Below are 13,881 nucleotides of genomic sequence, written 5' to 3'. Positions count from 1 at the left end.
GGCGTTGTCGGTGGCAGCCGATAGCCTGCACAAACACGTGATCGATGAATCCGACGGAGGGGGGCGACGTGCGCGTACTCGGAGTGGACCCCGGCCTGACCCGGTGCGGCGTCGGCGTCGTCGAGGGTGTCGCCGGACGGCCCCTCACCATGCTCGGCGTGGGCGTGGTGCGGACGGCCGCGGACGACGACATCGGGGTGCGCCTCGTGGGCATCGAGCGCGGCATCGAGGAGTGGCTCGACCGCTTCTCGCCCGAACTCGTCGCCGTGGAGCGGGTGTTCAGCCAGCACAACGTCCGTACGGTGATGGGCACCGCCCAGGCCAGTGCCGTCGCCATGCTCTGCGCCTCGCGCCGCGGCATCCCCGTCGCCCTGCACACCCCCAGTGAGGTCAAGGCCGCCGTCACCGGCAGCGGACGCGCCGACAAGGCGCAGGTCGGGGCCATGGTGACCCGGCTGCTCCGGCTCTCCGCCCCGCCCAAGCCGGCCGACGCCGCCGACGCCCTCGCCCTCGCCATCTGCCACATCTGGCGCGCCCCCGCCCAGAACCGTCTCCAGCAGGCCGTCGCCGAGAACCGTCTCCAGCAGGCGGTCGCCCGGCAGGCGGCCGCAGTGAAAGGCCGAACCCGATGATCGCCTTCGTCAGCGGCCCGGTCGCCGCGCTCGCCCCCACCACGGCCGTCATCGAGGTCGGCGGTGTGGGCATGGCCGTCCAGTGCACCCCGGGAACGCTGGCGGGACTGCGGATCGGTGAGGACGCCCGGCTCGCCACCTCCCTCGTCGTGCGGGAGGACTCCCTCACCCTGTACGGCTTCGCGGACGACGACGAGCGGCAGGTCTTCGAGCTCCTCCAGACCGCGAGCGGCGTCGGGCCCCGCCTCGCCCAGGCCATGCTCGGGGTGCACAGCCCCGACGCCCTGCGGATCGCCGTGTCCACCGGTGACGAGAAGGCCCTCATGGCCGTCCCCGGCATCGGCAAGAAGGGCGCGCAGAAACTCCTCCTCGAACTGAAGGACAAGCTCGGCGCGCCGCTCGGCAGCAGTGGCATGGTCGGCGCGCAGCGGGCGGCGGCCTCCGGTCCCGCGCCGTGGACGGAGCAGCTGTCCGCCGCGCTCATCGGCCTCGGCTATGCCTCGCGCGAGGCGGAGGAGGCGGTGGCGGCGGTGACGCCGCAGGCCGAGCAGGCGATCGCGGTCGGCGGGTCGGCGCCGGTGCCGCAGCTGCTGCGGGCGGCCCTGCAGTCCCTGAACCGCGCCCGCTGACGGGCCCCGCCGCGCGGGGCCTTCCCCACCCCGCCGCACCGACCACCGCACCACCACCGAGAAGGCAGAAGAACCGTGAACTGGGACGACGAGACCACCGGCGACGACGAGGCGCGCATCGTCGGGGCATCGGCCGAGGGGGACGACCAGGCCGTCGAGGCGGCTCTGCGACCCAAGGACCTCAGTGAGTTCGTCGGCCAGGAGAAGGTCCGTCAGCAGCTCGACCTGGTCCTCAAGGCCGCCCGTCAGCGCGGCGCCACCGCCGACCACGTGCTGCTCTCCGGCGCCCCCGGCCTCGGCAAGACCACCCTCTCGATGATCATCGCCGCCGAGATGAACGCGCCGATCCGCATCACCTCGGGCCCCGCCATCCAGCACGCCGGCGACCTCGCCGCGATCCTCTCCTCCCTCCAGGAGGGCGAGATCCTCTTCCTCGACGAGATCCACCGGATGTCCCGGCCCGCCGAGGAGATGCTCTACATGGCGATGGAGGACTTCCGTGTCGACGTGATCGTCGGCAAGGGCCCCGGTGCCACCGCCATCCCGCTCGAACTTCCGCCGTTCACCCTGGTCGGCGCCACCACCCGGGCCGGACTCCTGCCGCCGCCGCTGCGTGATCGCTTCGGCTTCACCGGCCACATGGAGTTCTACGACCCGGCCGAGCTCCAGCGCGTGATCCACCGCTCCGCCGGACTCCTCGACGTCGAGATCGACACGGCGGGCGCCGCCGAGATCGCCGGCCGGTCCCGCGGCACCCCCCGGATCGCCAACCGGCTGCTCCGCCGCGTCCGCGACTACGCGCAGGTCAGGGCCGACGGCGTCATCACCACGGAGATCGCCGAGGCGGCCCTCAGCGTGTACGAGGTCGACGGCCGCGGCCTCGACCGGCTCGACAGGGCCGTCCTGGAGGCCCTGATCAAGCTCTTCGGCGGCGGTCCGGTCGGTCTCTCCACGCTGGCCGTGGCGGTGGGGGAGGAGCGCGAGACCGTCGAGGAGGTCGCCGAACCCTTCCTCGTACGAGAGGGACTGCTGGCCCGTACGCCCCGTGGTCGGGTCGCCACCCCCGCGGCATGGGCGCACCTCGGACTGGTTCCGCCGCAGGCAGCGGGCCCAGGGGCAGCCGGAAGCGGACAACAGGGGCTCTTCGGGGCGTGACGGTGCTGACACTCGCCCGGACAGGAACCGGGGTGCGATGCTGGACGTTGTTCAGTCGATGCGGACTCGCCTAGACTCCGCCGATGCCGCCCTTTCTGGTCGGCGCGCCCACCCCCGAAGATCAGGCCGCGGGTTCTCCGCGACCGTGCGAAGGAAACCCGTCCCGTGAGCATCGTGACCCTCCTCCCCTTCATCGTCCTCATCGGGGCCATGTTCCTGATGACCCGCTCTGCCAAGAAGAAGCAGCAGGCGGCGGCGCAGATGCGCAACGAGATGCAGCCCGGCACCGGCGTACGGACGATCGGGGGGATGTACGCCACCGTCAAGGAGATCGGCGACGAGACCGTCCTCCTCGAGGTCGCGCCCGGCGTGCACGCCGTCTACGCCAAGAACGCGATCGGCGCCGTCCTCGACGACTCCGAGTACAACCGCATCGTCCACGGTGACGACGAGGACTCGGACTCCGACACGGTCGTCCCGGACGACGCCTCGTCGCTGACCGAGGCCGCCGAGGACACGGAGACCGTCGAGGACGCGCCGAAGGCCGATCTGACGAAGAAGTCGGACGCGACCGACGCTGCGGAGGGCCAGAAGGACGGCAAGGCCGACGGCGAGACCGACGCGAAGTAGTCGCGGCCGAGAACACCGCGCACGCCCACCGGTGTGCGCGGTTCTCGGAACGGTTCCACGTCTGCGGGGGAAGGTCCCCACACACACTTCGTGGCCGTCCCGCGCACACCAGGCGCGGGACGGTTGGACAGGGAGATACGACAGGTGGCAGCACCGAAGAAGGGCCGAAGGCCGGCGGGGGGACAGAGCCGGCCGGGCCGCGCCCTGGCACTCATCCTGATCGCCATGGTCGCGCTCACCGGCGGCATGTTCTGGTCGGGGCACACCACCCCGCGCCTGGGCATCGACCTCGCCGGCGGTACGTCGATCACGCTCAAGGCCAAGGCTGAGCCCGGCCAGGAGTCGGCGGTCAACGAGACCAACATGAACACCGCCGTCGGCATCATCGAGCGCCGTGTCAACGGTCTCGGTGTCTCCGAGGCCGAGGTCCAGACGCAGGGCCGCGAGAACATCATCGTCAACATCCCTCGCGGGACGAACGAGAAGCAGGCCCGGGAGCAGGTCGGTACCACCGCCCAGCTCTACTTCCGGCCCGTTCTCGCGGTGACGAACGGCGGACCCGCCGTGGCGCCCAGCGCCAGCTCCTCCGGTTCCCCCTCGGCCACGCCGAAGCCGTCCGCCTCCACCTCCGGCTCGTCCGTGGGCGAGAAGCCGGGCACGCCGACGGCCACCGGCTCCACCCAGGGCCGTGCGCTCACCGAGGCCCTCAAGGCCCCGACCCCGACGCCCACCGGCAGCGCCTCGTCGTCCGCGACGCCGAAGGCCACCGGCACCCCGTCGGCGACCCCGACGCCGGACGCCGCCACCGCGGCGCTCCAGCAGAAGTTCACCTCCCTGAACTGCCTCGACCCCAAGCAGCGCAGCGCGGCCGGCCAGGGCGTCAAGCCCGGCGAGCCCACCGTGGCCTGTGGCGAGGACGAGCCGGGCGTGTGGTCGAAGTACCTCCTCGGCCCGGCCGAGGTGGAGGGCCGTGACGTCGACGACGCCCAGGGCGCCTTCGACCAGCAGCGCGGTATGTGGATCGTCACGATGGACTTCACGGGCGCGGGCTCCAAGAAGTTCCAGGCGATCACCGGCAAGCTGTCGGCGCAGGCCGACCCGCAGAACCGGTTCGCGATCGTCCTGGACGGCGAGGTCGTCTCGGCCCCGTCGGTGCGCCAGACGCTGAGCGCCAGCGCCGAGATCTCCGGCAACTTCAACCAGCAGTCGGCCCAGGACCTCGGCAACATCCTGTCGTACGGTGCCCTGCCGCTGACCTTCGAGACGCAGAGCGTCGACACGGTCACCGCCGCGCTCGGCGGCGACCAGCTGAAGGCCGGCCTGATCGCCGGCGCCATCGGCCTCGCCCTGGTCATCATCTACCTGGTGGCCTACTACCGCGGCCTGTCGCTGATCGCCATCCTCAGCCTCGGCGTCTCCGCGCTGCTCACCTACGTGATCATGGCCCTGCTCGGCCCGGCCATCGGCTTCGCGCTGAACCTGCCGGCCGTCTGCGGCGCCATCGTCGCCATCGGTATCACCGCGGACTCGTTCATCGTGTACTTCGAGCGCATCCGTGACGAGCTCCGCGAGGGCCGCACGCTCCGCCCGGCCGTCGAGCGCGCCTGGCCGCGCGCCCGTCGCACCATCCTGGTCTCCGACTTCGTGTCGTTCCTGGCCGCGGCCGTGCTCTTCATTGTCACCGTCGGCAAGGTCCAGGGCTTCGCGTTCACGCTCGGCCTGACCACCCTGCTCGACGTCGTCGTGGTGTTCCTCTTCACCAAGCCGGTCATGACGCTCCTCGCGCGGACCAAGTTCTTCGGCGAAGGCCACGCCTGGTCCGGCCTCGACCCGAAGCGACTCGGCGCCAAGCCGCCGCTGCGCCGCACCCGTCGTGCCAATGCCTCTGTCGCTGGCCCTGTCGACCCGAAGGAGGCGTGAGATGTCGAAGCTCGGCGATCTCGGCGCCCGGCTCCACCGTGGTGAGGTCGGCTACGACTTCATCGGCAACCGCAAGATCTGGTATGGCCTGTCCATCCTGATCACCATCACCGCCATCGTCGCCCTGGCCGTCCGCGGCCTCAACATGGGCATCGAGTTCCAGGGCGGTGCCGTCTTCACCACCCCGAAGTCGGAAGTCTCCGTCAGCCAGGCGCAGGAGTACGCGGAAGAGGCCTCCGGCCACGACGCGATCGTCCAGCAGCTCGGCAACGGCTCCCTCCGCATCCAGGTGGGCGGCCTCGACACCGCGCAGTCCGACCAGGTCCGCACGGAGCTCGCCAAGGACCTGAACGTCCCCGAGGACAAGATCGCGGCGGAGCTCGTCGGTCCCAGCTGGGGTGAGCAGATCGCCACCAAGGCCTGGACGGGTCTGGGGATCTTCATGATCCTCGTGGTGATCTATCTGGCCATCGCCTTCGAGTGGAGAATGGCGATCGCGGCGCTCATCGCGCTGATCCACGACCTCACGATCACGGTCGGCATCTACTCGCTGGTCGGCTTCGAGGTCACGGTCGGTACGGTCATCGGTCTGCTGACGATCCTCGGTTATTCGCTGTACGACACGGTCGTCGTCTTCGACTCCCTCAAGGAACAGACGAAGGACATCACGAAGCAGACCCGCTTCACGTACAGCGAGCTGGCCAACCGCTCGATCAACGGCACCCTGGTCCGTTCGATCAACACCACCGTCGTCGCGCTGCTGCCGGTCGCCGGCCTGCTCTTCATCGGTGGCGGCGTCCTCGGCGCCGGCATGCTCAACGACATCTCGCTGTCGCTGTTCGTCGGTCTCGCCGCCGGTGCGTACTCCTCGATCTTCATCGCCACCCCGCTCGTCGCCGACCTCAAGGAGCGCGAGCCGGCGATCAGGGCACTCAAGAAGCGCATCATGGCGAAGCGGGCCGGTGAGGCCGCCAAGGGCGAGTCGTACGACGGTTCGGACGACCGCTCCGACGACAACGAGATCGCCGTCGTCGGCCCGCGGGCGAGCCGTCGGGGCCGCTCCTCGGGGCAGCGCGGATGACCGCCGAGGCCCAGGGCGTCACCGACCTCCTGCTCAGCCGCATCCGCGACGTGCCGGACTACCCGAAGCCGGGCGTGCTGTTCAAGGACATCACGCCGCTGCTCGCGGACCCGGAGGCGTTCACGGCGCTCACCGACGCCCTCGCCGGGCTGTGCTCCGCGCACGGCGCGACGAAGATCGTCGGTCTCGAGGCGCGCGGCTTCATCCTGGCCGCCCCGGTGGCCGTCCGCGCGGGACTGGGCTTCATCCCCGTCCGCAAGGCCGGCAAGCTCCCCGGGGCGACGCTCCGCCAGGCGTACGAGCTGGAGTACGGCACCGCCGAGATCGAGGTGCACGCCGAGGACCTGGCCGCGGGCGACCGCGTCATGGTCATCGACGACGTCCTCGCCACCGGCGGTACGGCCGAGGCCTCGATCGAGCTCATCCGTCGCGCGGGCGCCGAGGTGGCGGGGGTCGCGGTCCTGATGGAACTCGGCTTCCTCCCGGGCCGCGCCCGCCTGGAGCCGGCTCTGAACGGCGCTCCGCTCACGGCGCTGATCACCGTCTGACATCGGGCTTCACCCCGCACGGGGCGCTCCGGGGAATCCCCGGGGCGCCCCGTCGGTTTTCCGGAGTGTCCCGGTCCGGGACCCGGGGGCGCGGCACGCCCGCCGTCGGGCCCGTTCCCCGCCCCGGCCGCGTGAGCAGTGCGTGTCCGGGCTCGATACGATGGCCTTTCCGGGCCTGACCGGGGGACCCGGTACCTCCCCCAGACTCCGTCCGGGGGGACCCCAGAGGAGCGCTCTTGCCAGACGAGGCCCAGTCACTCTCCGCCGCGCAGCCCGACCCGAAGGCCGACAAGGCCGCGCCGGGGACCGGCACGCCCCAGAACAAGCCCGCGGAGACCGGGCCCGAGCCTGCCGCCTCCGAGCCGCCGGCCCCCAAGCCCCCGGCGCCCGAGGCCCCGGCCCCCACGCGGCCCGCGCCGGCGGCGCCCGCCCGCTCGGGCGGCTCGTCCAACCGCGTCCGCGCCCGTCTGGCCCGGCTCGGCGTCCAGCGCTCCTCCCCGTACAACCCGGTCCTCGAACCGCTGCTGCGGATCGTCCGCTCCAACGACCCGAAGATCGAGACGGCGACGCTCCGCCAGGTCGAGCGGGCCTACCAGGTCGCCGAGCGCTGGCACCGCGGCCAGAAGCGCAAGAGCGGCGACCCGTACATCACGCACCCGCTCGCCGTGACCACCATCCTCGCCGAGCTCGGCATGGACCCGGCGACCCTGATGGCCGGCCTGCTGCACGACACCGTCGAGGACACCGAGTACGGCCTCGACACCCTGCGCCGGGACTTCGGCGACCAGGTCGCGCTGCTCGTCGACGGCGTCACCAAGCTCGACAAGGTCAAGTTCGGCGAGGCCGCGCAGGCCGAGACCGTCCGCAAGATGGTCGTCGCCATGGCGAAGGACCCGCGCGTCCTGGTCATCAAGCTCGCCGACCGCCTGCACAACATGCGCACCATGCGCTACCTCAAGCGGGAGAAGCAGGAGAAGAAGGCCCGCGAGACCCTTGAGATCTACGCGCCCCTGGCCCACCGCCTGGGCATGAACACCATCAAGTGGGAGCTGGAGGACCTCGCCTTCGCGATCCTCTACCCCAAGATGTACGACGAGATCGTCCGGCTCGTCGCCGAGCGCGCCCCCAAGCGGGACGAGTACCTCGCCATAGTGACCGACGAGGTCCAGACCGACCTGCGCGCCGCCCGCATCAAGGCCACCGTCACCGGCCGCCCCAAGCACTACTACAGCGTCTACCAGAAGATGATCGTCCGCGGCCGTGACTTCGCGGAGATCTACGACCTGGTGGGCATCCGCGTCCTCGTGGACACCGTCCGCGACTGTTACGCGGCCCTCGGCACCGTCCACGCGCGATGGAACCCGGTCCCCGGCCGGTTCAAGGACTACATCGCGATGCCGAAGTTCAACATGTACCAGTCGCTGCACACGACGGTCATCGGACCCAACGGCAAGCCGGTCGAGCTGCAGATCCGCACCTTCGACATGCACCGCCGCGCCGAGTACGGCATCGCGGCGCACTGGAAGTACAAGCAGGATCCCTCCGCCGGGGCCTCCAAGGTGCGAACCGACGTACCGAAGAGGACCGGCAAGGACGACCACCTCAACGACATGGCGTGGCTGCGCCAGCTCCTCGACTGGCAGAAGGAGACCGAGGACCCCAGCGAGTTCCTGGAGTCGCTGCGCTTCGACCTCTCGCGCAACGAGGTCTTCGTCTTCACGCCCAAGGGCGACGTCATCGCGCTGCCTGCCGGCGCGACCCCCGTCGACTTCTCGTACGCCGTCCACACCGAGGTCGGCCACCGCACCATAGGAGCGCGCGTCAACGGGCGGCTCGTGCCGCTCGAATCGACCCTCGACAACGGCGACCTGGTCGAGGTCTTCACCTCCAAGGCCGCCGGTGCCGGGCCGTCCCGCGACTGGCTCGGCTTCGTCAAGTCCCCGCGCGCCCGCAACAAGATCCGGGCCTGGTTCTCCAAGGAGCGCCGCGACGAGGCCATCGAGCAGGGCAAGGACGCCATCGCGCGGGCCATGCGCAAGCAGAACCTGCCGATCCAGCGGATCCTCACCGGCGACTCCCTCGTCACCCTCGCCCACGAGATGCGCTACAGCGACATCTCCTCGCTGTACGCGGCGATCGGCGAGGGCCATGTCACCGCCCAGTCCATCGTGCAGAAGCTGGTCCAGGCGCTCGGCGGCGAGGAGGCGGCCACCGAGGACATCGACGAGACGGCCCCGCCCACCCGCGGCCGCTCCAAGCGCCGCTCCAGCACCGACCCCGGTGTCGTCGTCAAGGGCGTCGAGGACGTCTGGGTGAAGCTGGCCCGCTGCTGCACCCCCGTGCCCGGCGACCCGATCATCGGTTTCGTCACCCGCGGCAGTGGCGTATCGGTTCACCGCAGCGACTGCGTCAACGTGGAGTCGCTCTCCCGGGAGCCGGAGCGGATCCTCGAGGTCGAGTGGGCACCCACCCAGTCCTCGGTCTTCCTCGTCGCCATCCAGGTCGAGGCCCTGGACCGCTCGCGGCTGCTCTCCGACGTCACCCGGGTCCTCTCGGACCAGCACGTCAACATCCTCTCGGCGGCCGTCCAGACCTCCCGCGACCGGGTGGCCACCTCGCGCTTCACCTTCGAGATGGGCGACCCGAAGCACCTGGGTCACGTCCTGAAGGCCGTACGCGGCGTGGAGGGCGTCTACGACGTGTACCGCGTGACCTCGGCCCGCAGGCCGTAACGGCAGGTACGAGGAAGGCCCCCCGGCTCACGGCCGGGGGGCCTTCCTCGTACGGTCACGGCGTGTCAGCCGCCGAACTCCTCCAGGCCCTTCACGGCCTGGTCGAGCAGGGCCTGGCGGCCCTCCAGCTCACGGGAGAGCTTGTCGGCCTTGGCGTCGTTGCCGGCGGCGCGGGCCGCGTCGATCTGCTTGCGCAGCTTCTCGACCGCGTCCTGGAGCTGACCGGTCAGACCCGCGGCACGCGCACGTGCCTCCGGGTTCGTCCGGCGCCACTCGGTCTCCTCGGCCTCCTGGATGGCCCGCTCCACCGTGTGCATCCGGCCCTCGACCTTGGGACGGGCGTCACGCGGGACGTGGCCGATGGCCTCCCACCGCTCGTTGAGGGAGCGGAAGGCGGCGCGCGCAGCCTTCAGGTCCGACACCGGCAGCAGCTTCTCGGCCTCGGTCGCGAGCTCCTCCTTGAGCTTGAGGTTCTCGGTCTGCTCCGCGTCCCGCTCGGCGAAGACCTCGCCGCGCGCCGCGAAGAAGACGTCCTGGGCGCCGCGGAAGCGGTTCCACAGGTCGTCCTCGTGCTCGCGCTGGGCGCGGCCGGCCGCCTTCCACTCCGTCATCAGGTCGCGGTAGCGGGCCGCCGTGGTGCCCCAGTCGGTGGAGCTCGACAGCGACTCCGCCTCGGCGACCAGGCGCTCCTTGGCCTTGCGGGCGTCCTCGCGCTGGGCGTCGAGCGAGGCGAAGTGGGCCTTGCGGCGCTTGGAGAACGCCGAGCGGGCGTGCGAGAAGCGGTGCCACAGCTCGTCGTCGGACTTGCGGTCGAGCCGGGGGAGGCCCTTCCAGGTGTCCACGAGCGCGCGCAGCCGCTCGCCCGCGGAGCGCCACTGCTCGCTCTGGGCCAGCTCCTCGGCCTCGGTGACGAGCTTCTCCTTGGCGGAGCGCGCCTCGTCGGTCTGCTTGGCCTTCTGGACCTTGCGCTCCTCGCGGCGCGAGTCGACCGTCTCGACGAGCTTGTCGAGGCGGGTCGCGAGCGCGGCCAGGTCGCCGACGGCGTGGTGCTCGTCGATCTGCTGGCGGATGTGCTCGATGGCCGCGGTGGCGTCCTTCGCCGAGAGGTCGGTGGTCTTCACCCGCTTCTCGAGGAGGCCGATCTCGACAACCAAGCCCTCGTACTTGCGCTCGAAGTAGGCCAGAGCCTCCTCAGGGGTGCCGGCCTGCCACGATCCGACGACCTTCTCGCCTTCGGCCGTCCGCACGTACACGGTGCCCGTCTCGTCGACGCGGCCCCACGGGTCGCTGCTCACAGCGCCTCCTCACCATGATGCCGTCGCGGGGTCGTACCCCCCGGGCATCGTCCACAGTTTCCCGGCGGGCCTCGCCCGCCTTCCGCAGCGCGGCCGACGGCCCAACGCTGCACAACGCCAATCTAGGCGAACGGCGGCCCGGCTGTCCGCACTCAGCGCGACCGAGATTCGGCGGTCACACGTGCGTGCGGACCCCGGCTCACTTCTTCGCGACGGTCGCCTTCTCGATGGTGACGGCCTTCTTCGGGGCGCCGTCGGTGGCGCCGCCCGTGACACCGGCCTCGGCGACGTCCTTGACCACCTGGAGACCGGCCGTGTCGATCTTTCCGAACGGCGTGTAGCTCGGCGGCAGCTTGGTGTCCTTGTAGACGAGGAAGAACTGCGAGCCGCCGCTGCCCGGCTGCCCGGTGTTCGCCATCGCCACGGTGCCCGCGGGGTAGGTGACCGAGCCGTCCGCGCCCGCCTTGCCCAGGGCGTCCAGGTTCTCGTCCGGGATGGTGTAGCCCGGGCCGCCGGTGCCGTCGCCCTTGGGGTCACCGCACTGGAGCACGAAGATGCCCTTGGTGGTGAGGCGGTGGCACTTCGTCCCGTCGAAGTACTTCTTCCCGGCGAGGTGCGAGAAGGAGTTCACCGTGCGCGGGGTCTTCGCCGCGTCCATGGTGATCGTGATGTCGCCCTCGTTCGTCTTGAGCGCCATGGCGTACGTGGCCTTCGCGTCCACCGACATCTTCGGCTCGGCGCTCGACGACTCGCTCTGCGAGGGCGCCGGGCTGCTGGGCGAGTCGCTCGCCGAGTTGTCGGAGCCCGCGTTGTCCTTGGGGGAGTCGTCGCCCGTCAGCGCCACGGACGCGTACACCGCGCCGCCCGCCGCGAGCACCACCGCGAGGGCGGCCGCGACGACGGTGTTGCGGCGCTTCGCCTTGCGCCGGCCCTCCTCCCGCCGCTGCTGCTGCCGCGCGTACTTCTCCCTGGCAAGCTGCCGCCGCCGCTGATCGCTGGTGACCACCGGTTCCGCTCCTGTCGCTCGTGTGTTCCTGTCCTGGCCGGGTGTGCCCGTACCGTATACGGGTTGGCTGTGGAACCGGCACCGCCGGTAGGCTCTGATCTGCCGTATTCCGCGTTTTCTGCGGGTTCCGCGAATTCCGCGCCCCCGTGCCGGACGACATCTAAGGACGAACGTGCTGATTGCCGGGTTCCCCGCCGGGGCCTGGGGGACCAACTGCTATCTGGTCGCCCCCGCCGCAGGCGAGGAGTGCGTGATCATCGACCCGGGCCACCAGGCCGCCCAGGGTGTCGAGGAGACGCTGAAGAAGCATCGGCTCAAGCCCGTCGCCGTCGTCCTCACCCATGGACACATCGACCACGTCGCCTCCGTCGTCCCGGTGTGCGGCGCCCATGACGTCCCCGCGTGGATCCACCCGTCGGACCGCTACATGATGAGCGACCCGGAGAAGGCCCTCGGCCGCTCCATCGGGATGCCCCTCATGGGCGAGCTGACCGTGGGAGAGCCCGACGACGTGCGAGAACTGACGGACGGCGCCGAGCTGAAGCTCGCCGGTCTGGACTTCTCCGTCGCCCACGCGCCCGGTCATACCAAGGGGTCGGTGACCTTCAGGATGCCGGAGACCACGGAGATCCCCTCCGTGTTCTTCTCCGGGGACCTGCTGTTCGCCGGCTCCATCGGACGCACCGACCTTCCCGGCGGTGACATGGACGAGATGCTCGCTTCGCTGGCCCGTGTGTGCCTGCCGCTCGACAACTCGACCGTGGTGCTGTCGGGACACGGTCCCCAGACGACCATCGGCCAGGAGCGCGCCACGAACCCCTATCTGCGGGACGTGGCCGCCGGTCTCGGGAGCACGGACGCTCCCCGACGAGGAATGTGACGAGACTTTCGTGAGCACCTTTCAGGCCCCCAAGGGCACGTACGACCTGATCCCGCCCCGCTCCGCCACGTTCCTGGCGGTCCGGGACGCGATCTCCACGCCGCTGAGGAACTCCGGCTACGGCTACATCGAGACGCCCGGTTTCGAGAACGTCGAGCTGTTCTCCCGCGGTGTCGGTGAGTCCACCGACATCGTGACCAAGGAGATGTACACCCTCACCACGAAGGGCAACGACCACCTCGCCCTCCGCCCGGAAGGCACCGCGTCCGTCCTGCGCGCGGCGCTCCAGGCCAACCTGCACAAGCAGGGCAACCTGCCGGTGAAGCTCTGGTACTCCGGCTCGTACTACCGCTACGAGCGGGCCCAGGCGGGCCGCTACCGCCACTTCTCCCAGGTCGGTGCCGAGGCGATCGGTGCCGAGGACCCGGCGCTCGACGCCGAGCTGATCATCCTGGCCGACCAGGCGTACCGCTCCCTCGGGCTGCGGAACTTCCGCATCCTGCTCAACTCGCTGGGCGACAAGGAGTGCCGTCCCGTCTACCGCGAGGCGCTCCAGGGCTTCCTGCGCGGGCTCGACCTCGACGAGGAGACCCTGCGCCGCGCCGAGATCAACCCGCTGCGCGTCCTCGACGACAAGCGCGAGTCCGTGCAGAAGCAGCTCGTCGGCGCCCCGCTGCTCGGCGACTACCTCTGCGACGCGTGCAAGGCGTACCACGAGGAGGTGCGCGCCCTGGTCACCGCGGCGGGCGTGGCGTTCGAGGACGACGCCAAGCTGGTGCGCGGCCTGGACTACTACACCCGCACGACCTTCGAGTTCGTCCACGGCGGTCTCGGCTCGCAGTCGGCGGTCGGCGGCGGCGGTCGCTACGACGGCCTCTCCGAGATGATCGGCGGCCCCGCGCTGCCGTCCGTCGGCTGGGCGCTCGGGGTGGACCGTACGGTCCTCGCCCTGGAGGCGGAGGGCATCGAGCTCGACCTCCCCGCCGTCACCAGCGTCTTCGCCGTGGCCATCGGCGAGGAGGCGCGCCGGATCCTCTTCGGCAAGGTCACCGAGCTGCGCCGGGAGGGCATCTCCGCGGACTTCTCGTTCGGCGGCAAGGGCCTCAAGGGCGCGATGAAGGACGCCAACCGCTCCGGTGCCCGGCTCGCCGTCGTCGCCGGTGAGCGCGACCTCGCCGAGGGCGTCGTCCAGCTCAAGGACATGGAGTCCGGCGAGCAGCAGGCGGTCACCGTGGAGGCGCTGCTCGACGCGGTACGGGCCAAGCTGGCCTGACGGACTGTCCGGAGAAGGGGCCCGGACCCACGCACGCGCGTGGGTCCGGGCCCCTTCCCGTCGCCCTTATGTTCGCTTCACTTATCTCCGGCGAACGGTG

At 70.7% G+C, this 13,881-nt stretch carries 12 protein-coding genes; 10 read left to right on the top strand and 2 right to left on the bottom strand.

All coding sequences use genetic code 11. From position 1 onward, the window contains the following. Positions 1-68: 68 nt before the first annotated feature. The 8 genes from ruvC (at position 69) to E0F75_RS12815 (ending at position 9,327) form a co-directional block, all read left to right on the top strand. On the top strand, positions 69-632 hold the full coding sequence (gene ruvC / locus E0F75_RS12850; RefSeq protein WP_073914711.1) for a crossover junction endodeoxyribonuclease RuvC: 564 nt from the start codon (positions 69-71) through the stop codon (positions 630-632). Continuing rightward, entirely contained in the window at positions 629-1,261 is a 633-nt protein-coding gene (gene ruvA, locus E0F75_RS12845; protein WP_187622652.1) for a Holliday junction branch migration protein RuvA, read from the top strand. The genes ruvC and ruvA overlap by 4 nt, the downstream gene beginning before the upstream one ends. A gap of 75 nt (positions 1,262-1,336) precedes the next feature. After that, positions 1,337-2,416, top strand: a complete 1,080-nt coding sequence (gene ruvB, locus E0F75_RS12840; RefSeq protein ID WP_187622651.1) for a Holliday junction branch migration DNA helicase RuvB — start codon at positions 1,337-1,339, stop codon at positions 2,414-2,416. 165 nt (positions 2,417-2,581) lie between these two features. After that, positions 2,582-3,046 carry a preprotein translocase subunit YajC gene (gene yajC, locus E0F75_RS12835; RefSeq protein ID WP_187622650.1) on the top strand — a complete coding sequence of 155 codons (465 nt, stop codon included), beginning with the start codon at positions 2,582-2,584 and terminating at the stop codon, positions 3,044-3,046. 144 nt (positions 3,047-3,190) lie between these two features. Further along, positions 3,191-4,966: a protein translocase subunit SecD gene (gene secD / locus E0F75_RS12830; RefSeq protein WP_187622649.1), complete on the top strand. Its 1,776-nt coding sequence runs from the start codon at positions 3,191-3,193 to the stop codon at positions 4,964-4,966. A 1-nt stretch (position 4,967) separates the two neighbouring features. Continuing rightward, entirely contained in the window at positions 4,968-6,047 is a 1,080-nt protein-coding gene (gene secF, locus E0F75_RS12825; protein ID WP_187622648.1) for a protein translocase subunit SecF, read from the top strand. After that, the gene (locus E0F75_RS12820; RefSeq protein WP_187622647.1) at positions 6,044-6,595 is read left to right on the top strand and encodes an adenine phosphoribosyltransferase; all 552 of its coding nucleotides are present in this window, start codon (positions 6,044-6,046) and stop codon (positions 6,593-6,595) included. Before secF ends, E0F75_RS12820 begins: the two co-directional genes overlap by 4 nt. A gap of 236 nt (positions 6,596-6,831) precedes the next feature. Continuing rightward, positions 6,832-9,327 carry a bifunctional (p)ppGpp synthetase/guanosine-3',5'-bis(diphosphate) 3'-pyrophosphohydrolase gene (locus tag E0F75_RS12815; protein WP_187622646.1) on the top strand — a complete coding sequence of 832 codons (2,496 nt, stop codon included), beginning with the start codon at positions 6,832-6,834 and terminating at the stop codon, positions 9,325-9,327. Positions 9,328-9,392: 65 nt separating this feature from the next. On the opposite strand, the gene E0F75_RS12810 is transcribed toward E0F75_RS12815, so the two are convergent. Further along, positions 9,393-10,622, bottom strand: coding sequence for a DUF349 domain-containing protein (locus E0F75_RS12810; RefSeq protein ID WP_187622645.1), 1,230 nt, complete (start codon positions 10,620-10,622; stop codon positions 9,393-9,395). A gap of 199 nt (positions 10,623-10,821) precedes the next feature. Then, on the bottom strand, positions 10,822-11,628 hold the full coding sequence (locus tag E0F75_RS12805; RefSeq protein ID WP_187622644.1) for a peptidylprolyl isomerase: 807 nt from the start codon (positions 11,626-11,628) through the stop codon (positions 10,822-10,824). 172 nt (positions 11,629-11,800) lie between these two features. Between E0F75_RS12805 and E0F75_RS12800 the strand changes: the two genes are divergently transcribed. Further along, positions 11,801-12,508 carry an MBL fold metallo-hydrolase gene (locus E0F75_RS12800; RefSeq protein ID WP_030316256.1) on the top strand — a complete coding sequence of 236 codons (708 nt, stop codon included), beginning with the start codon at positions 11,801-11,803 and terminating at the stop codon, positions 12,506-12,508. 10 nt (positions 12,509-12,518) lie between these two features. Next, positions 12,519-13,781, top strand: a complete 1,263-nt coding sequence (hisS, locus tag E0F75_RS12795) for a histidine--tRNA ligase (protein ID WP_187622643.1) — start codon at positions 12,519-12,521, stop codon at positions 13,779-13,781. Positions 13,782-13,881: the final 100 nt, after the last annotated feature.

The organism is Streptomyces sp. CB02980 (assembly GCF_014451325.2).
GTDB lineage: Bacteria > Actinomycetota > Actinomycetes > Streptomycetales > Streptomycetaceae > Streptomyces.
This window is presented reverse-complemented; position numbering and strand designations above follow the sequence as displayed.